This is a genomic window from Pelomonas dachongensis (assembly GCF_043555865.1).
In the GTDB taxonomy this organism is placed as follows: domain Bacteria; phylum Pseudomonadota; class Gammaproteobacteria; order Burkholderiales; family Burkholderiaceae_C; genus Pelomonas; species Pelomonas dachongensis.
Genome location: NZ_JBIGHY010000005.1, coordinates 338,825 through 365,463, shown reverse-complemented (window position 1 = coordinate 365,463; position 26,639 = coordinate 338,825). Strand labels below are relative to the sequence as shown.

Below are 26,639 nucleotides of genomic sequence, written 5' to 3'. Positions count from 1 at the left end.
ATGGACACCGCTCTCGTTCTCTTCCTGATTCTTCTCAACGGCCTGTTCGCCATGTCGGAGATGGCATTGACCGCCAGCCGTAAGGCCCGGCTGCAAGTGATGGTGGAAAGCGGCGAGGGTGGCGCGCAGGCGGCGATGGACCTGCACGAGAACCCGACCAAGTTCCTGTCCACGGTGCAGATCGGCATCACCGGCATCGGCGTGCTGAACGGCATCGTTGGCGATGCGGCGTTCTCCGGCCCGCTGTCGGACTGGCTATCGCAGACCTTCAACCTGCACGGCGAGGCGATCAAGGTGGCGTCGACGGCGCTGGTGGTGGTCATCATCACGCTGCTGACCATCGTGTTCGGCGAGCTGGTGCCCAAGCGTGTCGGGCAGATCTACCCCGAGACGGTGGCTCGCCTGGTGGCGCCGCCGATGAACGTGATCTCGATGGCGACGCGGCCGCTGGTCAAGCTGCTGAGCTTCGCCACCGAAGCGACGCTGGGCCTGCTGGGCCTGCGCAACCGCGGCCAGCGCGGCGTGACGGAAGAGGAAATCGCCGCCAGCCTCGAAGAAGGCCTGGACGCCGGCGTCATCGAGCAGCACGAGCACCAGATGGTGCGCAACGTGTTCCGTCTGGACGAACGCCAAGTCGGCTCCATGATGATCCCGCGCGCTGAAATCGCGTGGCTGGAGGTCGACGCGTCGCCGGCCGAGGTGCTGGCGGTGCTGCGCGAACACGGTTTCAGCCGCTACCCGGTCTGCCGCGGCGGCCTGGGCGACGTGCTGGGCGTGGCCAACGCGCCAGCGCTGCTGGCGGGCATGCTGGAGGGCCAGCCGCTGGACCTGACGGCGGGCCTGGAGGCGCCGCTGTTCGTGCCCGAGACGCTGTCGGGCATGGAATTGCTTGAACATTTCCGCGTGTCGGACGCGCCGTTGGTCTTCGTCGTCGACGAGTACGGCGAGGTGCAGGGCGTGATTGCGGTGCGCGACGTGCTGGAAGCCATTGCCGGGGAGTTCAACGCCCCCAGCGACGGCGATGCTTGGGCGGTGCAGCGCGAGGACGGGAGCTGGCTGATCGACGGCCTGATCCCGGTCCCCGAGCTGAAGGACCGCCTGGGCCTGAAGGAACTGCCCGAAGAGGACCGTGGGCGCTACAACACCCTGGCCGGCATGATCATGCTGCTGCTGGGGCGCTTGCCGCGCACGACCGATGTCGTGGAGTGGGACGCGTGGAGATTCGAGGTCGTCGACCTCGATGGCAAGCGTGTAGACAAAGTGCTGGTCAGTCGTCTGGCCGAACCTGGAGAGAAGAGATCATGAGCAACCCCCCGATGTACGGCGAACTGCTGCCGCTGGACCGCGAAGTCCACAAGAACCTGAAGCTGGACACCGCCCAGACCGTCGTCGGCCGCGTGGCCGACCAGAACTCGGTGTTCCTGGCCGCCGTGGAGTTCGGCGACGCCTGCAAGGAGTACCCCATCGTCTTCGTGCGCGCCGGCACGCCCGACGCCGCCGGCAAGCAGGCCGTCGCGCCGCTGGCCGTGCTGGGCCTGAAGCCGGGTTCCAACCTGTTTGTCGACGGTGACAAGTGGACCGGCAACTACGTGCCTGCCTACGTGCGCCGCTACCCGTTCGCGATGGCCCGCATCGACGATGCCGCCAACTCGCTGGCCGTCTGCTACGACCACAAGTGGACCGGTTTCAATGAGTCCACCGGCGAGCCACTGTTCAAGGACGGCGAGCCGACAGAGTTTCTGCTGAACGCCCGCGCGTTCCTGGAGAACTTCGAGCAGGAGACCGAGCGCACGCGTCTGATCTGCAACCTGCTCGTCGACATGGACCTGCTGCAAGACATGCGCTTCGAGGCCGGCCTGCCCAGCGGCGAGAAGCTGGACGTCGAAGGCTTCCTGGCGCTGGACGAGAAGAAGTACAGCGAACTGCCAGACGACAAGGTGCTGGAACTGCACCGCAATGGCCTGATCGCGCTGCTGGAGATGCATCGCCTGTCGCTGTCCAACATGAACCGCCTGGCCGCACGCTACGCGGTTTGATGTCCAATAGCTGACGGCCGACCCCGGCCACGCTGGTCGTGGCCTTGTTTCACTCTGGTTGCGCACTGCAGCATGTAATTGCATGAATGTCGCCTGGTTGGGCGACGGGTTAACCCGTGTTAGTCAAGGATGCAGTTGTATCGGTGTGTTTTAGGGTGGGAAAAGTCACCCGGGTGTCCCTAGACTTCGCCGCTCACAGCGTGTTGGGCGCAAGGAAGCAGTCAACAAATGATGTCCCTCTTCAAGGAAACCCGCCGGCCGGATCACAATCCGTTCGGAGGTCCCCCGCTCGAACTCAACAGCGATTTCGGCGACATCGGCGGTGATGCGCTGGACTTGGTCGAACGTCGCTATGGTGACCGAGGGCTGGTCATTTCGCGGGAGCGCTATAACAGCGCCCGCGACGCCGAAGGCGACATTGTCTGCACGGCGCGTGACGGCGAGCGCGTCATCGGCACGATGTCGGTGCGCTTCGATGGCCGTGGCGGCCTGCACACCGACCTGATGTTTGAGGCTGAGCTGGCCGAGTGGCGGGCGGCGGGCGTCAAGCTGTGCGAGTTCGGCGGTCTGGCGGTGGACCGGGATGCGCCCGAGTCCAAGCGCGTGCTGGCGCAGCTCTTTCACCTGGGCTACCTGCATGCCTACAAGCGCGCACGGTGCGAGCGCCTGGTGGTGGAGGTCAACCCGCGTCATGTGGCGTTCTATCGCCGCTGGCTGGGTCTGCTCCCGTTCACGACCGCGCGCCACAACCCGCGCGTGGATGCGCCGTCGGTGCTGATGAGCGTGGATTTCGAAACCATCCGCGGCCAGATCGCGCTGTGGGGTGGTCGCCCAGAGACGATGTCGACGGCGCGTTGCCTCTACCCGCTGGTGTGGGGCCCGGCGGCCGAGGCTGCCATGCTCGCCAGGATCAGCTGAGGGTCAACTCAGGCGGCGTGTCCCAGGCGGCGTGACAGTTGTTGCGCCGCGCCGCGCAGGCACGCCACCAGCGGGCCTGCCGGCGTGGTGTCCATGCCGGCGCTGGGCCCGATCACTGTCAGCGCCAGCACCAGCCGCCCGGCAGCATCCATGACCGGAGCCGCTGCAGCGCTGACGCCCGCGACCACACTGTCCCTCGACGTGGCCACGCCGGCCTCGCGCACGGCAGCCAGCGTCGCCATCTCGGGCAGCGCCTCGCCCAGGGCGCGCGCATCGTCCGGCCGCCAGGCCGCGAACAGCCGCCCCGACGCCGTGCCTGACAGGCTCATGACCGTGCCGTGCCGCATGCTGATGTGCACCGGCGTTGGCCCCTCGGCGACGCGCACGATGGTGGGCCCACGCGTTCCCCAGACGGCGATGGCCACCGTGTGGCCCAGCTGCTGCGCCAGCGCCTCGATGACCGGCGTGGCCAGCCGTACCGGGTCGTACTGCTGAAGGCTGATGAGGCCCAGCTGCATGGCCAGCGGGCCGAGGCCATACGGCCCGCTGCCACCGTCCTGCTCCACCAACCCCAGCTTGATGAAGCTCACCAGGTAGGGGTGAGCCTTGGCCGGCGCCATGCCGGCCTCGCGCGCCAGGTCCTTCAGCGCCATCGGCCGGCCGTGGTGAGCCAGCGCCAGCAGCAGCTGACCACCCACTTCGATGCTTTGGATGCCTCGGGGTTCCTTCATGCTAATAATTCTATATTGGTGAATTGATTTGGATTAGGTTAAATTTCTGGCTTGCCAGCTGGAGATGCCATGACCACATCCCCCACGACCAAAGCCTTTGCCTCGCAGGCGGACCTGGAAGAAAAGCAGGTCACTTTCGAGCGCCTGTCCGAGCACGCCTGGGCCTACACCGCCGAGGGCGACCCCAACACCGGCATCGTCATCGGCCGCGACGCAGCCATGGTCATCGACACCCAGGCCACCCCGGTGATGGCGGCCGACGTGATCCGCCGCATCCGCGAGGTGTCCTCGGTACCCATCAAGTACGTGCTGCTGAGCCACTACCACGCGGTGCGGGTGCTGGGCGCCAGCGCGTTCAAGGCCGAGGGTCTGGAGCAGGTCATCGCCAGCGAAGGCACGCTGGCCCTCATCAAGGAACGCGGCGAGCAGGACAAGTCCAGCGAGATCGGCCGCTTCCCGCGGCTGTTCCGCAACGTCGAATCGGTGCCTGCCGGGCTGACCTGGCCCACGCTGACGTTCGCGGGCCGGCTGACGCTGGACCTGGGCGGCGTGCAGGTCGAGATGTTCTCGCCCGGCCGCGGCCACACGGCGGGCGACACGGTGGCGTGGCTGCCCCACGAGCGGGTGCTGTTCAGTGGCGATCTGGTGGAGTTCGATGCCACGCCCTATTGCGGCGACGCGCATTTCGCCGACTGGCCGGCGACGCTGGATGCCATCGCAAAGCTGGATGCGGCGGCATTGGTGCCGGGCCGCGGCCCAGCGCTGAAGGGCGCCGAGCAGGTCAAGGCCGGCCTGGAAGGCACGCGCGCCTTCGTCAGCGAGTTGTACGCGGCGGTGCAGGCGGGCGTGAAGGCTGGCGAGGCATTGAAGGCCGTCTACCAGCGCACGATGGCAGTGCTGCGGCCAAAGTACGGCCACTGGGTCATCTTTGATCACTGCATGCCCTTCGACGTGACCCGCGCCTATGACGAGGCCGGCGGCACGGCACATCCGCGCATCTGGACGGCCGAGCGCGACGTTGAAATGTGGAAGTCCCTCGAAGGCGCTTGAGGCTGGCATGGATCTGCCGCGCTACCCCTACCACCAGAGCCTGGAGCAGCGCTCCGGCCAGCCGCAGCGCCGCCCGGTGGTCATCGTCGGCGCCGGCCCGGTGGGGCTGACGCTGGCGCTGGACCTGGCGCGGCGCGACGTGCCGGTCGTCGTTATCGACGACAGCGACCGTATCGGCGAGGGCTCGCGCGCTGTCTGCTGGGCCAAGAAGACGCTCGAGGTGTTCGACCGGCTCGGCGTGGGCGAGGCCGTCGCGCGCGAAGGCGTGCGCTGGCATCGTGGCCGCGTGTTTCACGGCGAGCGCGAGGCGTATGCCTTCGACCTGCTCCCCGAGGCTCACCACAAGATGCCGGCGATGGTGAACCTGCAGCAGGATCAGGTCGAGGCGCGACTGGTGCGCGCCGTGCAACTGGAGCCGCGCATCGAGCTGCGCGGCCGGCACGAGTTGATCGGCCTGGAGCAGGACGCCGACGCGGTCACGCTGACCGTGCGCACGCCCGACGGCCTGTTTGACCTTCGCGCTGACTGGGTGGTTGGCTGCGACGGCGCGCGCAGCGCCACGCGGACACTGCTGGGCCTGGGTTTCTCCGGCCAGGTGTTCGAGGACCGCTTCCTGATCGCCGACGTGCGGCTGGCGCCCGATGTGCTGCCCCGCGGTCTCGACCCGGCGAAGCCTGAGCGCTGGTTCTGGTTCGACCCGCCGTTCCACCGCGGCCAGTCGGTGCTGCTGCATGCGCAGGCGGACGGGCTGTGGCGCATCGACTTCCAGCTGGGCCGCGACGCCGATGTGGCGGCGGAGCGCGACCCCGACCGCATCCGCGCTCGCGTGGCGGCCATGCTGGGCAGCGACGGGTTCGAGCTGGTGTGGTCGTCCATCTACCAGTTCTGCTGCCGCCGCGCGGAACGCTTCCGGGTGGACCGCGTGCTGCTGGCCGGCGACGCGGCGCATCAGGTCTCGCCCTTCGGCGCGCGCGGCGCCAACAGCGGCGTGCAGGACGCCGACAACCTGGGCTGGAAGCTGGCCGCGGTCGTGGAGGGCGAGGGTGACGAGGTGCTGCTGGACAGCTACGAGTTCGAGCGCCTGGAGGCGGCGGACGACAACATCGGCCACTCGACCCGCGCCACCGACTTCATCAGCCCCAGGAGTGCGTTGAGTCTGCGGCTGCGCAGGGCCGCGCTGGACCTGGCCGGGCGAACCGAGTTCGCCCGGCTGCTGGTCAATAGCGGGCGGCTGTCGCTGCCGACCGCGCATGTCGACTCCCCGCTGAGCACGCTCGACGGCGAAGCCTGGCGTGCCGGCCCCGCGCCCGGCTCGCCGGCGCCCGATGCGCCGCTGGACGCGGGCTGGCTCAGCGAACGCTTCGGTGACTTCCTGCTGCTGTGCTTCGGCTGGGCCGCGCCGGCCGCGGGCGTGAGCGTCATCACGCTGCCGGCCGAGGGCGTGGCCGCCACGCGCTACGGCGCTGGGCCGGGCAGCGTCTACCTGATCCGCCCCGATGCCGTCGTCGCCGCACGCTGGCACCGCTTCGACGCCGACGCGCTGCGCGTGGCGCTGGCCCGCGTCCACGGGAGGCCCGCATGAGCCCATTGAACCTGACCCCGAATTTCGGGCCGAATCCGCGCGAGGGGGCCGATGCCTTCTATGCCGAACTCATCGCTGCGCAGGCCGACCTGTCCGACGAGGCCGCCGCCGACTGGCTGGCGCGCCTCGCGCTGATCCTGTGCAACCACATCGGCGACCGCGACGTGCTCAGGCAGGCCTTCACCCTGGCTCACGAACCCCATGACTGAACTGACCAACCTGCAATACCTGACCGGCTTCGGCAACCAGCACAGCAGCGAATCCCGGTCCGGCGCGCTGCCCATCGGCCGCAACAGCCCGCAGCGTGCGCCGCACGGCCTGTACGCCGAACTGCTGTCGGGCAGTGCCTTCACGGCGCCGCGGGCCGACAACCAGCGCACATGGCTGTATCGATGCCGGCCCTCTGTCGTCGTCGGGGGGTATCAGCCGTTGCCGCATGCGTTTTGGAAGAGCGGGGCTGCCGAAGGCGAGGGCGCACCGCCTGACCCACTGCGCTGGGGGCCGACGCCGCTGGCCAGCGACGGGGACTTCATCGATGGCTTACGCACCTATGCCGTGAATGGCGAGGCAGGCGTGGGGGGCATGGGCGCATTGGCCTATGTCGTCACCCGGCCGATGCAACGCCGCGCGCTGGTCAATGCCGATGCCGAGATGCTCATCGTGCCGCAGCAGGGCCGGCTGCTCGTCACGACGGAGCTGGGTCGGCTCGAAGTCGCGCCCGGCTCCATCGCCTTGCTGCCGCGCGGCATGGCGTTCAAGGTCGATCCGCTGGACCAGGGCCCCGCGCGCGGCTACGTCTGCGAGAACCACGGCGCCGGCTTGCGGCTGCCGGAGTTGGGCCCCATCGGCTCCAACGGGCTGGCCAACGCACGAGACTTCGAGGCACCGACCGCCTGGCACGAGCAGGAGGCCGGCGCATACGAGATCGTCAAGCGCTATGGCGGCCAGCTCTGGCGCGCGACACAAGGCCACAGCCCGTTCAATGTCGTCGCTTGGCACGGCAACCTGGTGCCGTACCGGTACGACACGGCACGCTTCATGACGATCAACACCGTCAGTTTCGACCACCCCGACCCCAGCATCTTCACGGTGCTCACCAGCCCCAGCGACACGCCCGGCTGGGCCAACGTGGACTTCGTCATCTTCCCGCCGCGCTGGATGGTGGCCGAGGACACGTTCCGCCCGCCCTGGTACCACCGCAACGTGATGAGCGAGTTCATGGGCCTGGTGCTGGGTCAGTATGACGCCAAGCCCGAGGGCTTCAAGCCCGGCGGGGCCAGCCTGCACAACAGCTACGTGCCGCACGGGCCGGACGCCGAGGCCTTCGACAAGGCCAGCGCCGCCGAGCTGAAGCCGCACAAGCTGGACGCCACGCTGGCGTTCATGTTTGAGACCCGCTGGCCGCTCAAGCCCACGCGCTGGGCGCTCGATGAGGCGCCGCTGGAACGCAACTACGCCGACTGCTGGCGCGACCTGAAAGACGCATCCAAGGCATGAGCATGCTCGACCACACCCACGACGCCACGGCCCTCTCCTGGGTCGCCTCGGCCAACGACCTGTCCACCGACTTCCCGCTGCAAAACCTGCCGTTCTGCAGCTTCCGCCGCGCCGGCACGCTGGAGCCGTTCCGCGTTGGCGTCGGTATCGGCGACCAGATCCTGGACCTGACCGGTTGGGGCATCATCGACATGAACGCGCTGATGGCTCGCTCGAGTGGCGAGCGCCGCGCGCTGCGCCACCGGCTGTTCGACACCTTCAAGGCCGGCGCGCCCGAGGTGGAGCTGGTGCCGCAGGCCGAGGCCGAGTACACGCTGCCGTGCCGCATCGGCGACTACACGGACTTCTACACCGGCATCCACCACGCCCGCGCGGTGGGCAAGCTGTTCCGGCCTGACAGCCCGCTGCTGCCCAATTACCAATGGGTGCCCATCGGCTATCACGGCCGAAGCTCGTCCATCGTCGTCAGCGGCACGCCGCTGCGCCGCCCGCGGGGCCAGGTCAAGCCGCCAGATGCCGACGGGCCCGTCTTCAAGCCCAGTGCGCGCATCGACTGCGAGCTGGAGCTGGGCTTGTTCGTCGGCCCCGGCAACGCACTGGGCGAGCCGTTTTCCATTGACGAGGCGGACGAGCATGCCTTCGGCCTCACGTTGCTGAACGACTGGTCGGCCCGCGACATCCAGCCCTGGGAGTACCAACCGCTGGGCCCCTTCCTGGCCAAGAACTTCGGCACGACGATCTCGCCGTGGATCGTCACGATGGACGCGCTGGCGCCGTTTCGCATCCCGTTCGCGCGGCCCGAGGGTGATCCGCAGCCGCTGCCCTATCTGGACTCCGCCGCACACCGTGCGAACGCGGCGTTCGACATTGAGATGGAGGTGTGGCTGAAGACGCCCGGCATGGTCGAGCCTGCGCGCCTCTCGCGCTCCAACCTGCGCCATGCCTACTGGTCGCTAGCGCAGATGCTGACCCACCATGCCAGCAACGGCTGCAACCTACAGCCCGGCGACCTTCTGGGTACCGGCACCATCAGCGGCCCGGCCCCGGAGGAGGCCGGCTCGCTGCTGGAGTTGACCGCGGGGGGCAAGCACCCGCTCACGCTGCCCAACGGCGAGCAGCGCACCTTCTTGCTGGACGGCGACCAACTGGGCCTGCGTGCGTTCGCCGAGAAGCCCGGGTACCGGCGCATCGGCTTCGGCGCCTGCGACGGCGCAATCACGCCCGCTAGCTGAGCGCGCCCCTCGGATGGGGTGGTTGCCGCCGGGGCGTCACTGCGGGTGGGGAACCTGCAGGGCTGCCTGGGTACTCAATGCCGTCCGGCGTCCGCTGGTGCGCAGACGCCGGCGCTGCCTCTCAACGTTGAGCCGGGTGCACTTTTGCGAAGGATCTGACATGCCTGTGATGGACAACTACAAGGTGGCGACGCGCGCCTTCACGGCGCTCACCGCCAAGGTGGCGCCCACCATGAAGAGCAAGGGCCAGGAGGCCGGCTTCAAGAAGCTGCTGGTGCTGATGAAGAGCGGCAAGACGCTAGAACAGCGCATCCAGGACTACGACGACGCCAGGCAGGCGGCCAACTCCTGCAAGGATGACAACCTGAAGGCCTTGCCGGGTCTGCTCAAGGCGATGGACACGGCCTTGATCAAGATGAACGAGGCGCTGAAGAAGAACATGGACGAGTACGAGGCGCAGGCCAAGGTGCTGGGTCCTGCGGACGCCACCCTGAAGGCGGGGTTCGAGACGCTGGCGCAAAGGCTGGATGCGCTGCGCAAGTTCGCGAAGAGCGATGCCCTGCAGGTCGTCGCCATCGCCCAGAAGAGCCTGGGCAAGACCGCTTCGGCCGACGAGGTGCTGAACAAGAACCTCAAGATGGTGTACCTGGGCATCAAGAAGGGTTCGGCCGAGTTCGAGGCAGCGCTCAAGCAGTTCATCGCCAAGCCCAATGAGCAGAACCTGCAGGACGCCTTCTGCTCATCCACGGCGGCGCGGTCCATTTCCGTGGCGGTCACGCACTGGAAAGGCACGGTGCTGAAAACCAACCCCAAGATCGCCGAGCGCCTGCGCGCCGATCCGGTGCACCTGCTCACGCACATCGACGATGCTGCCCAGCAGAAGGGCGTCAAATTCTGGGAAACCCGGTTCGCCAAGAGCAAGCCGGGTTGGGAAGACCGCGCCAAGGTTCAGGCCAAGAAGTACCTTGACCAGGTCAAGAACTGGCGCACGATGGCCGACGAAATTAAGGGTCTCACTCAGTGACGGGGCCGCCGCCCTGAGACGGGCCGGCCCGCCTGACCTGCGCCGCACTCGCGCCGCACCCGTGCTTTGCGCGGGTGCGGCGCTGTCGTTTCTGGCCTTCGCTGCGCTGCTGGGGTGAGGGCGGCGCCCCGGAATAGTTCGCAGGCACCAAGCTGGACTCCCATGGTGCGCAATCGCACCAGGGTCGGGCATCGCTGTGACAAAACAGCCGGTGACATGCTGGCACGCGCCTTGCGCACAGACCTGGTTGGCTACTCGACCCCTCACATCCAACCTGGAGGCTTACACCGATGCTTCGCCGTTCTGCACTTGCCCTGGCCGCTGCTGCCACCGCTGCTCTCATCGCCCCCGCTGCCTACGCGGCCGACACCATCAAGGTCGGCGTGCTGCACTCGCTGTCGGGCACCATGGCCATCTCCGAGACCGTGTTGAAGGACACGGTGCTGATGGCCATCGACGAGATCAACGCCAAGGGCGGCCTGCTTGGCAAGAAGCTGGAGCCGGTGGTGGTGGACCCGGCTTCCAACTGGCCCCTGTTCGCCGAAAAGGCCAAGCAGCTCATCTCGCAGGACAAGGTCGCCGTCGTGTTCGGCTGCTGGACTTCAGTCAGCCGCAAGTCGGTGCTGCCGGTGTTCGAGCAGACCAACTCGCTGCTGTTCTACCCCGTGCAGTACGAGGGTGAAGAGCTGAGCAAGAACGTGTTCTACACCGGTGCCGCGCCCAACCAGCAGGCCATTCCCGCCGTGGAATACCTGATGAGCAAGGACGGCGGCGGTGCCAAGCGCTTCGTGCTGCTGGGCACCGACTACGTCTACCCGCGCACCACCAACAAGATCCTGCGCGCCTTCCTGAAGAGCAAGGGCATCGCCGACGCGGACATCATGGAGGACTACACCCCCTTCGGCCACGCGGACTATCAAAGCATCATTGCCAAGATCAAGAAGTTCTCGTCCGAAGGCAAGAAGACGGCCGTCGTGTCCACCATCAACGGTGACTCCAACGTGCCCTTCTACAAGGAACTGGGCAACCAGGGCCTGAAGGCGACGGACGTGCCGGTGGTGGCCTTCTCGGTCGGTGAGGAAGAGCTGCGTGGCGTGGACACCAAGCCGCTGCAAGGCCACTTGGCCGCGTGGAACTACTTCATGTCCATCAAGGCCCCGGCCAACGATGCCTTCATCAAGAAGTGGAGCGCCTACGCCAAGGCCAAGGGCATCGCCGGCCACAAGGACAAGCCGCTGACCAACGACCCGATGGAAGCCACCTACATCGGCATCAACATGTGGGCGCAGGCCGTCACCAAGGCCAAGAGCACCGACACCGACAAGGTCATCGCCGCCATGGCCGGCCAGACCTTCACGGCACCGTCGGGCATCACGTCCAAGATGGACGAGAAGAACCACCACTTGCACAAGTCGGTCTTCATCGGCGAAGTGAAGGCGGACGGCCAGTTCAACGTGGTGTGGAAGACGCCCGGCCCGGTCAAGGCCCAGCCGTGGAGCCCCTACATCCCCGAGAACAAGGGCAAGAAGGACGAGCCCACCAAGTAAGACCGCCGGTGCCGCAGCGTGGTGCTGCGGCCTGACGGCGCTGACCGTGGGCTGGCGAGGCCAGGCCTACGGCAGCACTGCCCTGATGGCGCGCGGCGTGCGCGCCATCCATTCCGTTCGCTTGGATCGTGATGATCAAACGACTTCTATTGGGATGCCTGCTGGCGTTGAGCGGCTTGTCGGCCTGGGCGCTGTCGCCCGAGCTGGCCAATCGCATCGCCGCAGGTGAGAGCGATGACCGCGTCGCGGCCTTGCAGCAGGCGCTGGCTGCGGGCGATGCCTCGCTTGGGCCCTTCCTGCGCGCGCTGCAGGACGGCCGCGTGCGCGTCAAGGCTGGCCAGGCCATCGTCGTCGCCGAGGGCGCCGAGGCGCCGGCCGATGCCGAAGAGCCGATGCTCAACAACCGCATGCGCCGCGAGATCGACTCCGCGCTCGCGGGGCTGGACCTGCTTTCCACCGACCGCGACACCCGCGCCAAGGCGCTGGCGACGCTGCGCGAAGACGCCGATGCGTCCAAGCTGCCGCTGCTGGAAAAGGCGCTCGCGGCCGAGGCCGACGCCGGCCTGCGCGAGCAGCTGAATTCCCTGGTGGCCGGCGCCAAGCTGTCGTCTGTCGACGCGGCGCAGCGCAAGGCCGCGGCGACCGAGCTGTCTGGCAGCGCCGACCCCGCCACGCGCGCACTGCTGCTGGAAAAGCTGGCCGCCGAGACCGACCTGGCCGCCAAGTCCGCCATGCAGAAGGCCGTCAACGACATCGGCGACCGCCTCGCCTGGGGCGAGCGCGCGCAGCTGCTGTTCTCGGGCCTGAGCCTGGGCTCTGTGCTCTTGCTAGTCGCGTTAGGCCTGGCCATCACCTACGGCCTGATGGGCGTCATCAACATGGCGCACGGTGAGCTTCTGATGGTGGGCGCCTATGCGACCTACATGGTGCAGCAGGGCTTCCGTGCGTGGGCGCCCGGCGCTTTCGACTACTACCTCTGGCTGGCGCTGCCGGCCAGCTTCCTGGCCGCGGCACTTGTCGGCGCGGCGATGGAGCGCAGCGTGATCCGCTGGCTCTATGGCCGGCCGCTGGAGACGCTGCTGGCCACCTGGGGCATTTCCCTGGTGCTGATGCAGGCCGTGCGTACGCTGTTCGGCGCGCAGAACGTGGCCGTGGAGAACCCGGCCTGGCTGTCGGGTGGCTGGGCGCTTCTGCCCAACCTGACGCTGCCGTACAACCGGCTGGCCATCCTCGTGTTCGCCGCGCTGGTGCTGGTGGGCATGGGCGCGCTGCTGGCGAAGACGCGCCTAGGCCTGATGGTGCGCGGCGTCACGCAGAACCGCCGCATGGCCGCGTGCGTGGGCGTCAACACGGCCCGCGTCGACACGATGGCTTTCGCGCTCGGCTCTGGCATTGCAGGTCTCGCCGGCTGCGCGTTGAGCCAGATCGGCAACGTGGGCCCCGACCTGGGTCAGAGCTACATCGTCGACGCCTTCATGGTGGTCGTGCTGGGCGGCGTGGGCCAGCTGGCCGGCACCGTCTACGCGGGCCTCGGCCTGGGTGTGCTGTCCAAGCTGCTGGAAGGCTGGCAGGGCGCGGTGCTCGCCAAGATCGCATTGCTGCTGGTGCTGGTGCTGGTCATCCAGAAGAAGCCTCAAGGCCTGTTCGCGCTGAAGGGCAGGTCGGTCGAATGAAAAAGACGCTCCTCATCGCCATCGCAGTGCTGACGCTGCTGGTGCCCTTCCTGCACTTGGCCTTTCCGGCGGGTCACCCGCTGCACCTCAGCGAGTTCTATGTCGGGCTGCTCGGCAAGTTCCTGTGCTTTGCCATCTGCGCGCTGGCCTTGGACCTGATCTGGGGCTTCGGCGGCATCCTCTCGCTGGGCCATGGCCTGTTCTTCGCGCTGGGCGGCTACGGCATGGGCATGTACCTGATGCGCCAGATCGGCCGTGACGGGCAGTACCAGTCGGACCTGCCGGACTTCATGGTCTTCCTGAACTGGAAGGAACTGCCCTGGCACTGGGCGCTCAGCGACTCGCTGATCGGCCAGATCTTCCTGGCGCTGGCCGTGCCCGGCCTGGTGGCCGCCGTGTTCGGCTACTTCGCGTTCCGCTCGCGCATCCAAGGCGTTTACTTCTCCATCATCACGCAAGCGCTGGTGGTGGCGGCCATGCTGCTGTTCTTCCGCAACGAGACGGGCTTTGGCGGCAACAACGGCTTCACCGACTTCAAGCGCATCGCCGGCATGCCGCTGAACACGCCGGGCATGAAGGTCGGACTGTGCGTGGCCAGCGGTGTCGCGCTGATCGGCTGCTACCTGCTGGCGAAGTGGCTCACGCAAAGCCGCTGGGGGCGCGTGCTGCAAGCCATCCGCGACGCGGAAGGCCGCGTGCGCTTCCTGGGCTACGACCCGGTCGCCTTCAAACTCAGCGCCTACGTCATCTCCGCGCTGATGTGTGCGATGGCCGGCATCCTGTACGTGCCGCAGGTCGGCATCATCAACCCCAGCGAGATGAGCCCGGCGGCCAGCATCGAGATGGCCATCTGGGCGGCGGTCGGCGGCCGCGGCACGCTGATCGGCCCGGTGCTGGGCGCCTTCTTCGTCAACGGCACCAAGTCCGTCTTCACCGTCTGGTGGCCTGAGGGCTGGCTGTATGTGCTGGGCGCGCTGTTCATCGCGGTGACGCTGTTCCTGCCGGCCGGCCTGGTCGGCCTCGTGAAGAGGTTCAAGAAATGACGCCGGAGCTTCTCGAAGCAGGCAGTGAGGCGCGTTCGCGCGCGCTGACGCGCATCGCCACCTCCGGCGAGCCCGTGTTCAATCAAGGCGTGGCGCTGTACGTCGAAGACCTGAAGGTCGCGTTCGACGGATTCCAGGCGCTGGGCGGGTTGTCGTTCACCATCGGCGTCGGCGAGCTGCGCTGCGTCATCGGCCCCAACGGTGCCGGCAAGACGACGACGATGGACTGCATCACCGGCAAGACCAAGCCGGACAGCGGCCGCGTCTACTTCGGCAGCAACCTCGACCTGCGCACGATGAACGAGCAGCAGATCGCCCGCGCTGGCATCGGCCGCAAGTTCCAGAAGCCCACCGTCTTCGAGGCGCTGACCGTCACCGAGAACCTGGAACTGGCGCTGGCCGGCGACCGCCGTGCGCGCTTCGCGATGCGCGCCAAGCTGAGCGGCTTGCAGCGCGACCGTTTGGGCGAACTGCTGAAGACTGTTCACCTGACCGATGAGCGCGAACGCGTCGCCGGTCTTCTGAGCCACGGTCAGAAGCAATGGCTGGAGATCGGCATGCTGCTGGCTCAGGACCCCAAGCTGCTGCTGCTGGACGAACCTGTCGCTGGCATGACCGACGAGGAGACCGAGCGCACGGCCGAGCTGTTCTTGAGCCTGGAAGGCAAGCACTCACTGGTGGTGGTGGAGCACGACATGAGCTTCGTCGCCACGCTGGCTGGTACTAACCGCACGGTCACGGTCCTTCATGAAGGCAAGACGCTGGCCGAAGGCACGATGGCGACCGTTCAATCGGACGAGAAAGTGATCGAGGTGTACCTTGGCCGATGACCTTCTACGGGTTCAAGACCTTCACAAGCACTACGGCGGTTCGCACATCCTGCGCGGCCTGGGCTTCGAGCTGAAGGCCGGCGAGATCACAGTCGTCATGGGCCGCAACGGCGTCGGCAAGACCACGTTGCTGAAGAGCCTGATGGGCGTCGTGCCCGTCACGTCAGGCAGCATCACGCTGGCCGGCGAGAACATCGACAAGCTCAAGACCCACCAGCGCGTGCGCGCCGGCCTGGGCTATGTGCCGCAGGGCCGCGAGATCTTCGGCCGGCTCACGGTGATGGAGAACCTGCAGATGGGCCTGTCCAGTCAGCCGGCCGGCACGCCGCTGCCGGCCGAGCTGTTCCAGCTGTTCCCCGTGCTCGACAAGATGCGCTCACGCCGCGGCGGCGACCTGTCCGGCGGCCAGCAGCAGCAGCTCGCCATCGCCCGCGCGCTCGCGCCGGGCCCGAAGGTGCTGCTGCTGGATGAGCCCACGGAAGGCATCCAGCCCAACGTCATCCAGGACATCGGCCGCGTCATCAAGCACCTGGCCCACGACAAGGGCCTGTGCGTGGTGCTGGTGGAGCAGTACTACGACTTCTGTGAGGAACTGGCGGATCAGTACCTGCTGATGCAGCGCGGCGAGATCGTCATGCGCGGGCGCGGGGCCGATATGAAGGCGGATGGGGTGAGGGAGCGGCTGGCGATTTGATCGTCACCAGCGCGTTCGGCGCATCGGCGCATCGGCGCATGCTCCAATGCCTGCTGCGGTCGTTCTCGAACGGCAGCCAACGCATCAGGTGTCTGCGTGCTTCTCCTCAAGCTGTTCCTAGTCCCCCTGTTCTTGCTGCTGTTGACATTGGCCGGTCGGCGATGGGGACCTTCGGTGGCAGGTTGGCTTGCTGGCTTGCCGGTAGTGGCGGGGCCTATCCTTCTGTTCTTGTCGCTTGAGCATGGCGCCGGTTTTGCCGCAGACGCTGCAGCCGCCGCGTTGTCTGCCGTGGTGGCGTCTGTGTCTTTCAGTGTCGCCTACTCGCATGCTGCGCAGCGCTGGGGTTGGCGAGTTTCCCTTGCTTTGGCGCTGATAGCCTGGGGTGTAGCGGCGCTGTGCCTTTCATTCATTCCGCCGTCCGCGACGACATCGCTGGCGGTATCGCTGCTCGTCCTGGCGATCGCGCCACGCCTCTTTCCCCACATGGACGAATCGTCGATAGCGCGCGTCTTCAGCGTCGGCGAATTGGGCGGTCGCATGGTGGCGGGTGCGCTGCTGACTTTGGCCGTCACCTTCGCGGCCAACTTGGTTGGTTCGACTTGGAGTGGCTTGTTGGCAGTCTTTCCGCTGCTGGGGAGCGTGCTGGCTGTGTTTTCGCACCGCGCGAATGGCCCCGCGTTTGTTGCCCATCTGCTGCGCGGCATGGCGGCAGGGCTGTATTCGTTCGTCGCATTCTGCTTTGCGTTGTCGGTCAGTTTGCCCGAGGCTGGCATTGCGCTGGCCTTCGCGGCGTCAGGGCTCATAGGCGTGGCCGTACAGCTGCTTTCAAAACGCCGCTTGAGGCGTGCACCTGGCGAGCTAGCGACGACGACTTCTGGTTGAGAGTAGTTCAAACCGCCATTGCGTCGACGTGGATCGGATGACCGAGTGCGCGCCTGCTGACGGGACGGGATGGCGTGACGCTGACCGTGTCGGTCTCGGTTTCCAACGGCCGACAGCCGGCGGCGGGTTGGAGTACGGGTTGTGGCAAGCTATCCACCGTGCCCCAAGCTCAGGCCCAGGAGATGTCCATGACCCTTGAAACCCTTCAAGCAGAAGTGATGCGTTTGTCGCCTGCTGATCGGGCAAATCTGCTGGATCGGTTGATCGCCAGCCTGGACGTGGATGCCGGTGTTGAAGCTGCGTGGGACGAGTTGGCCGACCAGCGAGAGCAGGAGCTTGCAGTCGGCGCCACGGCTGCCGTGGCCTTCGACTTGGCGATTGCTCGATTGGAAGCTCGCTTCCCCGGATGAACGTCACTCTGCATCCGGCTGCAGAGTAGGGCATTCACGAAGCCGCTGCGTTCTACGAGCGTGAGGGTTCGGCGGTCGTTGCAGCACGTTTCGTGGCTGAATTCAAACCGCTTGCGGCCCTGTTGGTCGAGCCTCCGGAGATCGGTTCGCCGCGGACAAAGGGGCGGCGTGGTCTTGCGATGAATGTCTTTCCCTACACCGTCGTCTATCGCGTGATCGGGGAGGAGATCAAGATCCTCGTCGTCAAGCACGACAGCAAGCGCCCAGGGTTTGGCGGTCGACGCGCCTAGCTTGCCTCCAGCCACAACACCGCAAACCACTGATTCGCATCCGTCCACACCTTGCCCGGCTTGAACCCCGCGCGCTGCGCCAGCGCCTGGAAGCCGCTGACCGTGTACTTGTGCGAATGCTCCGTGTGCAGGGTCTCGCCCTCATTGAACATGTAGCTCTGGTCGCCCAACCTCAGTACCAGCGGCTGCGTCGCGCGCAGGTGCATCTCGATGCGGCGGTACGCCGGGTTGTAGAAGGCGAGGTGCTCGAAGCCGCCACTCGGGAATTCGGCGCCAAGTTCCGCACGGGCGCGTTCCAGCACGTTCATGTTGAACGCTGCCGTCACGCCTCGCGCGTCGTTGTAGGCCGCATGCAGCACGTGGGCATCTTTGACGAGGTCGATGCCGATCAGCAGCCCACCGCCCTTGAGTTCGGCCGCCGCCAGGCGCAGGAAAGCATCGGCCTCGGCAGGCGTGAAGTTGCCGATGCTGGAGCCCGGAAAGAAGCCCACGCGGCGACTGCCATCGGCGCAAGGCGGCAACGTGTGTGGTCGCGTGAAGTCGGCCACCAGCGGCTGGATGGCGAGGCCGGGGCAGTCGACGGCGAGCCCGTCGCACGCGGCCAGCAGGTGCGGGCCGGAGATGTCCATGGGCACGAACTGCACGCCGTCATGCGGCATGGCGTCCAGCAGCAACCGCACCTTGCGCAGCGCGCCCGCGCCGTACTCGACGAGCTGCACCTGCGGGCCGAACTGCGCGGCCATGTCGGCGGCGTGCGCCTGCAGCAGCGCCAGCTCCGTGCGCGTCGGGTAGTACTCGGGCAGGTCGCAGATCTGCTCGAACAGGCGGGAACCGGTCTCGTCGTAGAAGTACTTGGGCGAGATCGCCTTGGGCGCACGGGCCAGTGCCGCATGCAGGTCGGCGGCGAACTGTCGTTGTTCCGCCGAAGCCCTGGGCTGGCGCCATTCGATTCCTGGTTTCATCGTGCGAGCCTCACTCCACTGAACTGCCAGCGCGCCGCCGGCGGGAAGAAATTTCTATAACTGGGCCGTGCGTGGCCCGGCGGCGTCGCGAGGCTGCCGCCGCGCAGCACCTGCTGGCCCACCATGAACTTGCCGTTGTATTCGCCGACCGCGCCCGCCGCCGGCTTGAAGCCGGGGTAGGGCGCATAGCTGGAGCGCGTCCACTGCCACGCCTGGTCGGCGGCCTGCGCGAAGCCGGGTAGCCCCGATGCCGCCTCCCACTCGAACTCGGTGGGCAGCCGCGCACCGGCCCATTCGGCGAAGGCACAGGCCTCGTAGAAGCTCAGTTGCGTGACGGGGGCCTCCCGGTCCATAGGCTGCACGCCGTGCAGGCCGAACACACGGCCGTCCTCCTGCCAATAGGCCGGCCGCTCCCAACCCTGAGCCTGAACGGCGGCCCAGCCGTCGGACAGCCACAGCAGCGGCTCGCGGTAGCCGCCGGCCTCGATGAAATCCGCGTACTCGCCGCAGGTGACGAGGCGGTTGCTGATTTCGAACGGCGTGACGAGCGCTGGGTGGCGCGGGCCTTCGTTGTCGAAGGCGAAGCCGCCGCCGGCGTGGCCGATATCGACGATGCCGCCGGGATGCTTCAGCCAGGCCTGCTCGGGAGCGCTGACCCTGGCAGGCGTTGCAGCGTCATAGGCCGGCAGCAGTGGGTTGCAGGAGAACGCGTGCAGGATGTCAGTCAGCAGCAGCTCCTGGTGCTGCTGTTCGTGGTGGCAGCCGAGTTCGATCAGCGCCAGCGCGTCGGCAGGGGCCGAATGCAGCAACTGAGGCAGCAGGTCGGCCAATGCTGCATCCACATGCGCACGATAGGCCTTGACCTCGGCGAACGACGGCCTGCTAAGCAGCCCACGCTGCGGGCGCGCGTGGCGCGGGCCCAGGCTCTCGTAGTAGGAGTTGAACAGCCGTGGCCAGCGCGGGTCGAAGATCTCGTAGCCGTTCAGGTGGGGCGTCAGCACCAGCGTTTCGAAAAACCACGTGGTATGCGCCAGGTGCCATTTGGCAGGGCTGGCGTCGGGCATGGATTGCAGCTGCGCGTCCTCGTCGGAAAGCGGCGCGGCTAGCGCCAGCGAATGGGCGCGGGTGAAACGGAGAAGCTCGGTCAACATGGGTGGCAACCGTAACGCGGTCTGGTGCCAACGGTATGTCAGTGTGATCGCCCAGGATGTAGGACGAGGCCACCCCAGGTTGATCTCAGTGGCCTTGCGTGACGACCCGCGAGGCGACCCGCGTGAAGGGCCAGGCGGCCAGCAATCCCAGCGCGATACCCAGGCCGTCGGCGACCACGTCCTGCCAGTCGGCCTCGCGCGGCGGCACGAAGCTCTGCGCGATCTCAATGCCGACGCCGTAGGCCAGCAGCGCCAGCACCAGCCAGCCCCACAGCCGCGGACGCGGCCACTGTGCCCATACGCCGACGAAGGCCAGCGTGCCAAACGCGAGCAGGTGGTTGGCCTTGTCCCAGCCGGTGTCGGCCGTCTTGGGCGGCACGGGCGCGAGCGCCAGCCAGGTGATGACGAGGAGCAGGGCGAGCAGCAGGGCTCGCCACAGGGGGCGCCGCTCGGGCGCCAGGGACGACAGGAACAGGCGGAGCATGGCGGGCTTCATTGTGGCTGCGTTGTGACCGCGTTTCGGGGCCGCAGCGTGTGAAAACGCCTGCTTGCCGTACATTGCCCGCATCCACACCTCATCGGGGAGAGAACAAGATGGAGAACTTTCAGGTCCTGTCCCTGATCGTGGGTTTTGTGCTGGGCGCCGTGCTGGCAGCCGGCGGCGTTTTCATCTGGCTTTCACGGCAGGCGAAGCTGCTTCAGCAGCGCCTGCAGCAGACGGAACTGGCCCGCCAGCAGGGCGGCCAGCAACTGACTCAGGCGCGCAAGCAAGTCGAGCAGCTGCAGCGCGACTGCCATGAACTGCGGCTGGCCGTGCGTCCCGCGCCGCGGCCGGCGCCCGCCCCCGAGGTCGTGCCCGACGCCGCCGAGGCCACGCGCCGCTACGCCGAAGCGCTGCTGAAGCCGGCGGCAGCGCCGGAGCCGGGCACGCAGGCCTTCAAGGACACGGTCGTGCTGAGCCGCGGCAGCGGCGACTGAGCCCGCGAAAGTCCTTGTCACTGCCGGGACAAGGGCGCGCAACGCGCGCTGCCTAGAATCGAACGATCGTTCTATTTCTGGGCCGACTGCTGGAGACGCGGTTTGCCCGCCAACCCGAGGTCGTGCCCATGACAGCCCATTACGAAGCCCGCGGCGCCGTTGCCGTGATCACGCTCGACAACCCGCCGGTCAATGGGCTGGGTTTTGCCACCCGCGCCGCCACGGCTGCCGGTGTGCAACGTGCGGAGGCTGACCCGGCCATCAAGGCCATCGTCCTCACCGGCGCCGGCAAAGCCTTCTCCGGTGGTGCGGACATCAAGGAGTTCGGCTCGCCCAAGGCACTGGCCGAGCCCAACCTGCTGAGCCTGATCGGCGTCGTCGAGAACTGCAGCAAGCCAGTCGTCGCGGCCATCCACAGCGTCTGCATGGGTGGCGGGCTGGAGTTGTCGCTGGGCTGCCATTACCGCGTCGCGCAGAGCGGTACGAAGGTGGCGCTGCCGGAAGTGAAGCTGGGCCTGCTGCCTGGGGCTGGCGGCACGCAGCGCCTGCCGCGCGCGCTGGGCGTGGAGCCCGCGCTGAACATGATCGTCAGCGGCGAGCCGGTGGAAGCGCAGATGCTGGCCATGGTCCCGGGCCAGAAGCTGTTCGACAAGATCGTGGATGCCGACGTGATCGATGCCGCCGTCAAGTTCGCCGAAGAGGTGTCGGACAAGCGCCCGCTGCCCAAGGTGCGTGACCTGAAGGCCCGCCATCCGAACGCCGACGCCTACTTCCAGTTCGCCCGCAACATGGTGGGTGGGATGTCGAAGAACTTCCCGGCGCCGCTGCGCTGCCTGGAAGCCGTGGTTGGCGCGGTCAAGCTGAAGTTCGACGACGGCATGCGCGCCGAGCGCGAGGGGTTCGCGGCGCTGATGCTGACGCCCGAATCGAAGGCGCTGCGCCACCTGTTCTTCGCCGAGCGCGTGGCCAGCAAGATCAGCGACGTGCCCGAGGGCACGCCGCTGCGCACCATCGCCAAGGTCGGCGTCATCGGCGCCGGCACGATGGGTGGCGGCATCTCGATGAACTTCCTGAACGCCGGCATACCGGTAACGATCCTGGAAACCAAGCAGGAAGCGCTGGACCGCGGCGTTGCGACCATCAAGAAGAACTACGAGTCGCAGGTCAAGAAGGGAAAGCTGAAGGAAGACAAGTACGCCCAGCGCATGGCCTTGCTGTCCACCACGCTGAGCTACGACGAGCTGAAGGACTGCGACCTCATCATCGAGGCGGTGTTCGAGGAAATCGGCGTCAAGGAAGCCGTGTTCAAGCAGTTGGATGCCGTGGCCAAGCCCGGCGCAATCCTGGCCTCCAACACATCTACGCTGGATGTCGACAAGATTGCTTCGTTCACGAAGCGCCCGCAGGACGTGGTGGGCATGCACTTCTTCAGCCCGGCCAACGTGATGAAGCTGCTGGAGGTCGTGCGCGGCAAGGAGACCGCCAAGGACGTGCTAGCCACCGTGATGGCTATCGGCAAGAAGATCAAGAAAACGGCCGTCGTCTCCGGTGTGTGCGATGGCTTCATCGGCAACCGCATGATCGAGCAGTACAGCCGCCAAGCCGGCTTCCTGCTGGATGAAGGCTGCACGCCTCAGCAGGTGGATAAGGCCGTCGAGAAGTTCGGCTTCGCTATGGGCCCGTTCCGCATGGGCGACCTGGCGGGCAACGACATCGGCTGGGCCATCCGCAAGCGCCGCGCCGTCGAGCGCGCCAACATGAAGTACTCGGCCAGCGCCGACCGCCTGTGCGAGCTGGGCCGCTTCGGCCAGAAGACCGGCGCCGGCTGGTACGACTACCTGCCCGGCAAGCGCGACGCGATCCCGTCGCCGGTGGTGGATGAGATGCTGGCCAAGCATCGCGAGGCTATCGGTGCGAACACACGGGACATCAGCGACGAGGAGATCGTGCACCGCCTGGTGTTCTCGCTGGTCAACGAGGCGGCCCATCTGCTGGAAGAAGGCATCGCCCAGCGCGCGTCGGACGTGGACATGGTCTACCTGACCGGCTACGGCTTCCCCATCTTCCGCGGCGGCCCGATGTGCTACGCCGACACGGTGGGCCTGTTCAACGTCGTGCAGGCGATGAACCGCTTTGCCAAGAACCCCATGGACGACGGCGAGTTCTGGACGCCGGCGCCGCTGCTGGCTCGCTTGGTGGCTGAAGGCAAGTCCTTCACCTAAGCCCTCGGTCCACCGAACAAGGATTCAAAACATGAGCAACGCACTGATCGTCTCCACCGCCCGCACCCCGCTGACCAAGAGCTGGAAGGGCGCGTTCAACATGACCCATGGCGCGACGCTGGGCGGCTGGGCCGTCCAGGCCGCCGTTGAGCGCGCCGGCATCGAGGGCGGCGCCATCGAAGACGTGCTGATGGGCTGCGCCAACCCGGAGGGCGCCACCGGCGCCAACATCGCGCGCCAGATCGCGCTGAAAGCCGGCCTGCCGGTCACGGTGAGCGGCGTCACCATCAACCGCTTCTGCTCCAGCGGCCTGCAGACCATCGCGATGGCCGCGCAGCGCATCATCGCGGGCGAGGGTGACGTCTATATCGCTGGCGGTGTGGAAAGCATTTCCTGCGTGCAGCAGGAAATGAACAAGCACATGCTTGCCGACCCGGCGCTTTTGAAGATCAAGCCGGAGATCTACTGGAACATGCTGCAGACCGCCGAGAACGTGGCCAAGCGCTACAGCATCTCGCGCGAGCGCATGGACCAGTACGGCGCCGCCAGCCAGCAAAAGGCCTGCGCCGCGCAGGCCGCCGGCCTGTTCAACGACGAGATGATCTCGGTGACGACCACGATGGGTGTAGCCGACAAGGTCATGGGCCTGATGAGCAAGGAAGTGACCGTCAGTGCCGACGAGGGCTTGCGCGAGGGCACGACCTACGAAGGCATCAAGGACCTGCGCTCGGCCGTGCCCGGCGGGCTGGTGACGGCCGGCAACGCCAGCCAGTTCAGCGACGGTGCCGGCGCCTGTGCGCTGGTCAGCGAGCAGTACGCATCCACGCACAACCTGAAGCCGCTGGGACGCTTCCTCGGGTTCGCCGTCGCCGGTTGCGAGCCCGACGAAATGGGCATTGGCCCGGTGTTCGCCGTACCCAAAGTGCTGAAGAAGCTGGGCCTGACGGTTGCTGACATCGACCTGTGGGAGTTGAACGAGGCCTTTGCCGTGCAGGTGCTGTATTGCGCCGACACGCTGGGCATCCCAATGGACCGCCTGAATGTCAACGGCGGCGCGATTGCCGTTGGCCACCCCTACGGTGTGTCGGGCCAACGCTTGACAGGCCATGCCCTCATCGAAGGCAAGCGCCGTGGCGCCAAGCGCGTCTGCGTGACGATGTGCATCGGCGGCGGCATGGGCGCGGCCGGCGTGTTCGAGGTTCTGTAAGGCTCAGGGCTGATTTGAAGGGCGGCGACCGGCTGGCGGCGCCGCTTTTCTTCATGGAGGAGGCGTGATGCGCCAGACCTTGGACTTCCTGCTGTTCGACTGGCTTCGGATCAGCGACCTGACCACGCGCGAGCGCTTCGCCGAGCATTCGGCCGAGACTTTTGCCGCGGTGCTTGACACCTGCGAGCGCATCGCCCGCGACAAGTTCGCGCCGTTCAACCGGTTGGCCGACACGCAGGAGCCCCACATAGTTTCGGATGCTGGCGGCGAGCGCGTGCACCTGCCGCAGGCCACGCACGACGCGACAAGGGCCTACGCCGAGTCCGGCATGCTGGCCGCCGCGCAGGACTACGACGTGGGCGGCATGCAGCTGCCCTGCGTCATCGAGATGGCGGGCAACGCCTTCTTCAGCAAGGCCAGCGTGGCGATGGGCGGCTACGCAATGCTGACCTCCGGCAATGCCAGCCTGTTGATGGCGCACGGCACGCCGCTGCAGCGTGAGGTGTTTGCCAAGAACGAGTTCGCAGGCCGCTGGTTCGGCACCATGTGCCTGTCCGAGCCGCAGGCCGGCTCGTCCCTGTCCGACATCACGACCCGTGCCGAGCTGGAGGACGAAGGCGATGTGCTGGGCGCGCGCTACCGGCTGACCGGCAACAAGATGTGGATCTCCGGCGGCGAGCACGAGATCACCGAGAACATCATCCACCTGGTGCTGGCCAAGATCCCCGGGCCGGACGGCAAGCAGATTCCCGGCATCAAGGGCATCTCGCTGTTCATCGTGCCGAAGTGGCTGGTCAACGAGCGCGCCGAGCTGACCGGCGAGCGCAACGATGTGGCGTTGGCCGGACTCAACCACAAGCTGGGCTATCGCGGCACCACCAACTGCCTGCTGAACTTCGGCGAGGGCCGCTGGACCCCGCAGGGCCGCAAGGGCGCCATCGGCTACCTTGTTGGCAAGCCGGGCGAGGGCCTGCGCGCCATGTTCCACATGATGAACGAGGCCCGCATTGGCGTGGGCCTGGGCGCGGTGATGCTGGGCTATGCGGGCTACGAAGCCAGCCTGGAATACGCGAAGCAGCGCCCGCAGGGTCGGCCGATGACCGCTGCCGGCAAAGACGCCGCCAGTCCGCAGCGACCCATCATCGAACACGCCGATGTGCGCCGCATGCTGCTCGCACAGAAGAGTTATGTAGAAGGCGGTCTCGCGCTGGAGCTGTACTGCGCGCGCCTCGTCGATGAGCTGAACACCAGTGACAACGCCGCCGAAGCGCAGGCCGTGCTCGACGTGCTGATCCCCATCGCCAAGAGCTGGCCCAGCGAGTGGTGCCTGGAGGCCAACTCGCTGGCCATCCAGGTGCTGGGTGGTGCGGGCTACACGCGCGACTTCCCGGTGGAGCAGTACTGGCGCGACAACCGCCTGAACATGATCCACGAGGGCACGCATGGCATCCAGGGCCTGGACCTGCTGGGTCGCAAGGTGGTGCAGCAGGGCGGTGCGTCGCTGGTGGCCACGGCAGCACGCGTGCAGGCCACCATCGAGCGCGCCATGCAGACCGACTGGGCCCCACAGGCCAATCAGCTCGCCGGCGCGCTGGCGCAGGTCGGCGGCGCGACGAAGAAGGCCTGGAGCACCGGCCAGCCCGAGGAGGCGCTGGCCAATGCCACGCCCTACCTGCAGGCCTTCGGCCACACGGTGCTGGCGTGGCTGTGGCTGGATGTGGCGTTGGCCGTCGAGGGCGACAGCGACTTCGCGCAGGGCAAGCGCGCCGCGGCCCGCTACTTCTTCGCCTACGAGCTGCCCAAGATCGCGGCGTGGCTCGACGTCGTTGCACGGCGCGAGTCGTTGTGCCGAGACATCAAATCCGAGTATTTCTGAGGAAACAGCATGAGCACCAAAGTCCAAGACCTCTTCGACCTGACCGGGCATGTGGCCCTCGTCACCGGTGGCTCGCGCGGGCTGGGTCTGCAGATCGCCGAGGCGCTGGGTGAGGCCGGCGCCAAGATCATGCTGACCTCGCGCAAGGCGGCCGACCTGGAAGAGGCCGCGGCCCATTTGCAGGCGCGCGGCATCGATGCGCGCTGGATCGCAGCCGACGCGGCCAAGGAGGCTGACGCGCAGCGCGTCGTCGCCGAGACGATGGAGCGCCTCGGCCAGATCGACATCCTTGTCAACAACGCCGGCGCCAGTTGGGGCGCGCCCGCCGAGGACCATCCCATCGAGGCCTGGGACAAGGTGATGAACCTGAACATCCGCAGCCTGTTCGTGTTCGCGCAGGCGGTGGCCAAGGCCAGCATGATTCCGCGCAGGTCGGGCCGCATCATCAACGTGGCGTCCATCGCCGGCCTGTCGGGCAATTCGGGCGTCATGAAGACCATCGCCTACAACACCAGCAAGGGTGCGGCCGTGAACTTCACGCGCGCACTGGCCGGCGAGTGGGGCGCCTACGGCATCACCGTCAACGCGCTGGCGCCAGGCTTCTTCCCGAGCAAGATGACCCAAGGCCTGCTGGCGGCTGTCGGCGAGGACAAGATGGCGGCGCACGCGCCGCTGAACCGCATCGGCGACGACGACGACCTGAAGGGCGCGGCGCTGCTGTTCGCATCGCGCGCGGGCAAGCACATCACCGGCCAGATCCTGGCGGTGGACGGCGGCGTGTCGGCCGTTCACGGGGGATGATGG

Annotated in this window: 26 protein-coding genes; 22 read left to right on the top strand and 4 right to left on the bottom strand. The window is 67.0% G+C overall.

What is annotated here, in order from left to right; genetic code table 11:
• The 3 genes from ACG02S_RS15905 to ACG02S_RS15895 all read left to right on the top strand — a co-directional run bounded on the left by ACG02S_RS15905 (nt 1) and on the right by ACG02S_RS15895 (nt 2,954).
• The gene (locus ACG02S_RS15905; protein WP_394471450.1) at nt 1-1,305 is read left to right on the top strand and encodes a hemolysin family protein; all 1,305 of its coding nucleotides are present in this window, start codon (nt 1-3) and stop codon (nt 1,303-1,305) included.
• Entirely contained in the window at nt 1,302-2,036 is a 735-nt protein-coding gene (locus tag ACG02S_RS15900) for a SapC family protein (RefSeq protein WP_394471449.1), read from the top strand. The genes ACG02S_RS15905 and ACG02S_RS15900 overlap by 4 nt, the downstream gene beginning before the upstream one ends.
• Before the next feature lie 228 nt (nt 2,037-2,264).
• A complete protein-coding gene (locus ACG02S_RS15895; protein ID WP_394471448.1) occupies nt 2,265-2,954 on the top strand; it encodes an N-acyl amino acid synthase FeeM domain-containing protein in 690 nt (229 codons plus the stop codon).
• A gap of 8 nt (nt 2,955-2,962) precedes the next feature.
• Here ACG02S_RS15895 and ACG02S_RS15890 read toward each other — a convergent pair whose 3' ends face one another.
• On the bottom strand, nt 2,963-3,685 hold the full coding sequence (locus tag ACG02S_RS15890; protein WP_394471447.1) for an IclR family transcriptional regulator: 723 nt from the start codon (nt 3,683-3,685) through the stop codon (nt 2,963-2,965).
• Between the two features lie 69 nt (nt 3,686-3,754).
• Here ACG02S_RS15890 and ACG02S_RS15885 point away from each other — a divergent pair, with 69 nt between their 5' ends.
• From ACG02S_RS15885 to ACG02S_RS15820, 14 genes are all read left to right on the top strand, one after another.
• Nucleotides 3,755-4,735, top strand: coding sequence for an MBL fold metallo-hydrolase (locus ACG02S_RS15885; RefSeq protein WP_394471446.1), 981 nt, complete (start codon nt 3,755-3,757; stop codon nt 4,733-4,735).
• 7 nt (nt 4,736-4,742) lie between these two features.
• Nucleotides 4,743-6,317 carry an FAD-dependent oxidoreductase gene (locus tag ACG02S_RS15880; protein WP_394471445.1) on the top strand — a complete coding sequence of 525 codons (1,575 nt, stop codon included), beginning with the start codon at nt 4,743-4,745 and terminating at the stop codon, nt 6,315-6,317.
• Nucleotides 6,314-6,526: a DUF2783 domain-containing protein gene (locus ACG02S_RS15875; protein ID WP_394471444.1), complete on the top strand. Its 213-nt coding sequence runs from the start codon at nt 6,314-6,316 to the stop codon at nt 6,524-6,526. Before ACG02S_RS15880 ends, ACG02S_RS15875 begins: the two co-directional genes overlap by 4 nt.
• Nucleotides 6,519-7,814 carry a homogentisate 1,2-dioxygenase gene (gene hmgA, locus ACG02S_RS15870; RefSeq protein WP_394471443.1) on the top strand — a complete coding sequence of 432 codons (1,296 nt, stop codon included), beginning with the start codon at nt 6,519-6,521 and terminating at the stop codon, nt 7,812-7,814. The genes ACG02S_RS15875 and hmgA overlap by 8 nt, the downstream gene beginning before the upstream one ends.
• Complete coding sequence (gene fahA, locus ACG02S_RS15865) at nt 7,811-9,046, top strand: fumarylacetoacetase (protein ID WP_394471442.1); 1,236 nt, start codon at nt 7,811-7,813, stop codon at nt 9,044-9,046. The genes hmgA and fahA overlap by 4 nt, the downstream gene beginning before the upstream one ends.
• A gap of 169 nt (nt 9,047-9,215) precedes the next feature.
• Nucleotides 9,216-10,070 (top strand): hypothetical protein, encoded by an 855-nt coding sequence (locus tag ACG02S_RS15860; protein ID WP_394471441.1) that lies wholly within the window; start codon nt 9,216-9,218, stop codon nt 10,068-10,070.
• A gap of 290 nt (nt 10,071-10,360) precedes the next feature.
• Nucleotides 10,361-11,617, top strand: coding sequence for an urea ABC transporter substrate-binding protein (gene urtA / locus ACG02S_RS15855; protein WP_394471440.1), 1,257 nt, complete (start codon nt 10,361-10,363; stop codon nt 11,615-11,617).
• Between the two features lie 131 nt (nt 11,618-11,748).
• On the top strand, nt 11,749-13,290 hold the full coding sequence (urtB, locus tag ACG02S_RS15850; RefSeq protein ID WP_394471439.1) for an urea ABC transporter permease subunit UrtB: 1,542 nt from the start codon (nt 11,749-11,751) through the stop codon (nt 13,288-13,290).
• Entirely contained in the window at nt 13,287-14,333 is a 1,047-nt protein-coding gene (urtC, locus tag ACG02S_RS15845; protein ID WP_394471438.1) for an urea ABC transporter permease subunit UrtC, read from the top strand. The genes urtB and urtC overlap by 4 nt, the downstream gene beginning before the upstream one ends.
• On the top strand, nt 14,330-15,163 hold the full coding sequence (urtD, locus tag ACG02S_RS15840; RefSeq protein ID WP_394471437.1) for an urea ABC transporter ATP-binding protein UrtD: 834 nt from the start codon (nt 14,330-14,332) through the stop codon (nt 15,161-15,163). The genes urtC and urtD overlap by 4 nt, the downstream gene beginning before the upstream one ends.
• A complete protein-coding gene (gene urtE, locus ACG02S_RS15835; protein ID WP_394471436.1) occupies nt 15,153-15,857 on the top strand; it encodes an urea ABC transporter ATP-binding subunit UrtE in 705 nt (234 codons plus the stop codon). Before urtD ends, urtE begins: the two co-directional genes overlap by 11 nt.
• Nucleotides 15,858-15,953: 96 nt before the next feature.
• Nucleotides 15,954-16,739: a hypothetical protein gene (locus ACG02S_RS15830; RefSeq protein WP_394471435.1), complete on the top strand. Its 786-nt coding sequence runs from the start codon at nt 15,954-15,956 to the stop codon at nt 16,737-16,739.
• A 188-nt stretch (nt 16,740-16,927) separates the two neighbouring features.
• The gene (locus ACG02S_RS15825) at nt 16,928-17,149 is read left to right on the top strand and encodes an addiction module protein (protein WP_394471434.1); all 222 of its coding nucleotides are present in this window, start codon (nt 16,928-16,930) and stop codon (nt 17,147-17,149) included.
• Nucleotides 17,150-17,181: 32 nt separating this feature from the next.
• On the top strand, nt 17,182-17,439 hold the full coding sequence (locus ACG02S_RS15820; RefSeq protein ID WP_394471552.1) for a type II toxin-antitoxin system RelE/ParE family toxin: 258 nt from the start codon (nt 17,182-17,184) through the stop codon (nt 17,437-17,439).
• On the opposite strand, the gene egtD is transcribed toward ACG02S_RS15820, so the two are convergent.
• The 3 genes from egtD to ACG02S_RS15805 form a co-directional block, all read right to left on the bottom strand.
• Entirely contained in the window at nt 17,436-18,401 is a 966-nt protein-coding gene (gene egtD / locus ACG02S_RS15815; protein WP_394471433.1) for an L-histidine N(alpha)-methyltransferase, read from the bottom strand. The two genes, ACG02S_RS15820 and egtD, sit on opposite strands and share 4 nt — an antisense overlap.
• Entirely contained in the window at nt 18,398-19,552 is a 1,155-nt protein-coding gene (gene egtB, locus ACG02S_RS15810; RefSeq protein WP_394471432.1) for an ergothioneine biosynthesis protein EgtB, read from the bottom strand. Before egtB ends, egtD begins: the two co-directional genes overlap by 4 nt.
• A gap of 85 nt (nt 19,553-19,637) precedes the next feature.
• Complete coding sequence (locus ACG02S_RS15805) at nt 19,638-20,036, bottom strand: VanZ family protein (RefSeq protein WP_394471431.1); 399 nt, start codon at nt 20,034-20,036, stop codon at nt 19,638-19,640.
• Nucleotides 20,037-20,146: 110 nt separating this feature from the next.
• Between ACG02S_RS15805 and ACG02S_RS15800 the strand changes: the two genes are divergently transcribed.
• The 5 genes from ACG02S_RS15800 to ACG02S_RS15780 all read left to right on the top strand — a co-directional run bounded on the left by ACG02S_RS15800 (nt 20,147) and on the right by ACG02S_RS15780 (nt 26,636).
• Nucleotides 20,147-20,530: a hypothetical protein gene (locus tag ACG02S_RS15800; RefSeq protein ID WP_394471430.1), complete on the top strand. Its 384-nt coding sequence runs from the start codon at nt 20,147-20,149 to the stop codon at nt 20,528-20,530.
• Between the two features lie 128 nt (nt 20,531-20,658).
• Nucleotides 20,659-22,752: a 3-hydroxyacyl-CoA dehydrogenase NAD-binding domain-containing protein gene (locus tag ACG02S_RS15795; protein ID WP_394471429.1), complete on the top strand. Its 2,094-nt coding sequence runs from the start codon at nt 20,659-20,661 to the stop codon at nt 22,750-22,752.
• Nucleotides 22,753-22,783: 31 nt separating this feature from the next.
• Nucleotides 22,784-23,959 (top strand): acetyl-CoA C-acyltransferase, encoded by a 1,176-nt coding sequence (locus tag ACG02S_RS15790; protein ID WP_394471428.1) that lies wholly within the window; start codon nt 22,784-22,786, stop codon nt 23,957-23,959.
• Nucleotides 23,960-24,026: 67 nt separating this feature from the next.
• Nucleotides 24,027-25,835 carry an acyl-CoA dehydrogenase gene (locus ACG02S_RS15785; RefSeq protein WP_394471427.1) on the top strand — a complete coding sequence of 603 codons (1,809 nt, stop codon included), beginning with the start codon at nt 24,027-24,029 and terminating at the stop codon, nt 25,833-25,835.
• A 9-nt stretch (nt 25,836-25,844) separates the two neighbouring features.
• Nucleotides 25,845-26,636, top strand: coding sequence for an SDR family oxidoreductase (locus ACG02S_RS15780; RefSeq protein WP_394471426.1), 792 nt, complete (start codon nt 25,845-25,847; stop codon nt 26,634-26,636).
• Nucleotides 26,637-26,639 lie beyond the last annotated feature (3 nt).

Excerpts from the sequence above, each read along its gene's own strand:
- ACG02S_RS15905 (WP_394471450.1), top strand. The coding sequence starts at position 1 with ATGGACACCGCTCTCGTTCTCTTCCTGATTCTTCTCAACGGCCTGTTC.
- ACG02S_RS15900 (WP_394471449.1), top strand. The coding sequence starts at position 1,302 with ATGAGCAACCCCCCGATGTACGGCGAACTGCTGCCGCTGGACCGCGAA.
- ACG02S_RS15895 (WP_394471448.1), top strand. The coding sequence starts at position 2,265 with ATGATGTCCCTCTTCAAGGAAACCCGCCGGCCGGATCACAATCCGTTC.
- ACG02S_RS15890 (WP_394471447.1), bottom strand. The coding sequence starts at position 3,685 with ATGAAGGAACCCCGAGGCATCCAAAGCATCGAAGTGGGTGGTCAGCTG.
- ACG02S_RS15885 (WP_394471446.1), top strand. The coding sequence starts at position 3,755 with ATGACCACATCCCCCACGACCAAAGCCTTTGCCTCGCAGGCGGACCTG.
- ACG02S_RS15880 (WP_394471445.1), top strand. The coding sequence starts at position 4,743 with ATGGATCTGCCGCGCTACCCCTACCACCAGAGCCTGGAGCAGCGCTCC.
- ACG02S_RS15875 (WP_394471444.1), top strand. The coding sequence starts at position 6,314 with ATGAGCCCATTGAACCTGACCCCGAATTTCGGGCCGAATCCGCGCGAG.
- hmgA (WP_394471443.1), top strand. The coding sequence starts at position 6,519 with ATGACTGAACTGACCAACCTGCAATACCTGACCGGCTTCGGCAACCAG.
- fahA (WP_394471442.1), top strand. The coding sequence starts at position 7,811 with ATGAGCATGCTCGACCACACCCACGACGCCACGGCCCTCTCCTGGGTC.
- ACG02S_RS15860 (WP_394471441.1), top strand. The coding sequence starts at position 9,216 with ATGGACAACTACAAGGTGGCGACGCGCGCCTTCACGGCGCTCACCGCC.
- urtA (WP_394471440.1), top strand. The coding sequence starts at position 10,361 with ATGCTTCGCCGTTCTGCACTTGCCCTGGCCGCTGCTGCCACCGCTGCT.
- urtB (WP_394471439.1), top strand. The coding sequence starts at position 11,749 with ATGATCAAACGACTTCTATTGGGATGCCTGCTGGCGTTGAGCGGCTTG.
- urtC (WP_394471438.1), top strand. The coding sequence starts at position 13,287 with ATGAAAAAGACGCTCCTCATCGCCATCGCAGTGCTGACGCTGCTGGTG.
- urtD (WP_394471437.1), top strand. The coding sequence starts at position 14,330 with ATGACGCCGGAGCTTCTCGAAGCAGGCAGTGAGGCGCGTTCGCGCGCG.
- ACG02S_RS15825 (WP_394471434.1), top strand. The coding sequence starts at position 16,928 with ATGACCCTTGAAACCCTTCAAGCAGAAGTGATGCGTTTGTCGCCTGCT.
- egtD (WP_394471433.1), bottom strand. The coding sequence starts at position 18,401 with ATGAAACCAGGAATCGAATGGCGCCAGCCCAGGGCTTCGGCGGAACAA.
- egtB (WP_394471432.1), bottom strand. The coding sequence starts at position 19,552 with ATGTTGACCGAGCTTCTCCGTTTCACCCGCGCCCATTCGCTGGCGCTA.
- ACG02S_RS15805 (WP_394471431.1), bottom strand. The coding sequence starts at position 20,036 with ATGCTCCGCCTGTTCCTGTCGTCCCTGGCGCCCGAGCGGCGCCCCCTG.
- ACG02S_RS15800 (WP_394471430.1), top strand. The coding sequence starts at position 20,147 with ATGGAGAACTTTCAGGTCCTGTCCCTGATCGTGGGTTTTGTGCTGGGC.
- ACG02S_RS15795 (WP_394471429.1), top strand. The coding sequence starts at position 20,659 with ATGACAGCCCATTACGAAGCCCGCGGCGCCGTTGCCGTGATCACGCTC.
- ACG02S_RS15790 (WP_394471428.1), top strand. The coding sequence starts at position 22,784 with ATGAGCAACGCACTGATCGTCTCCACCGCCCGCACCCCGCTGACCAAG.
- ACG02S_RS15785 (WP_394471427.1), top strand. The coding sequence starts at position 24,027 with ATGCGCCAGACCTTGGACTTCCTGCTGTTCGACTGGCTTCGGATCAGC.
- ACG02S_RS15780 (WP_394471426.1), top strand. The coding sequence starts at position 25,845 with ATGAGCACCAAAGTCCAAGACCTCTTCGACCTGACCGGGCATGTGGCC.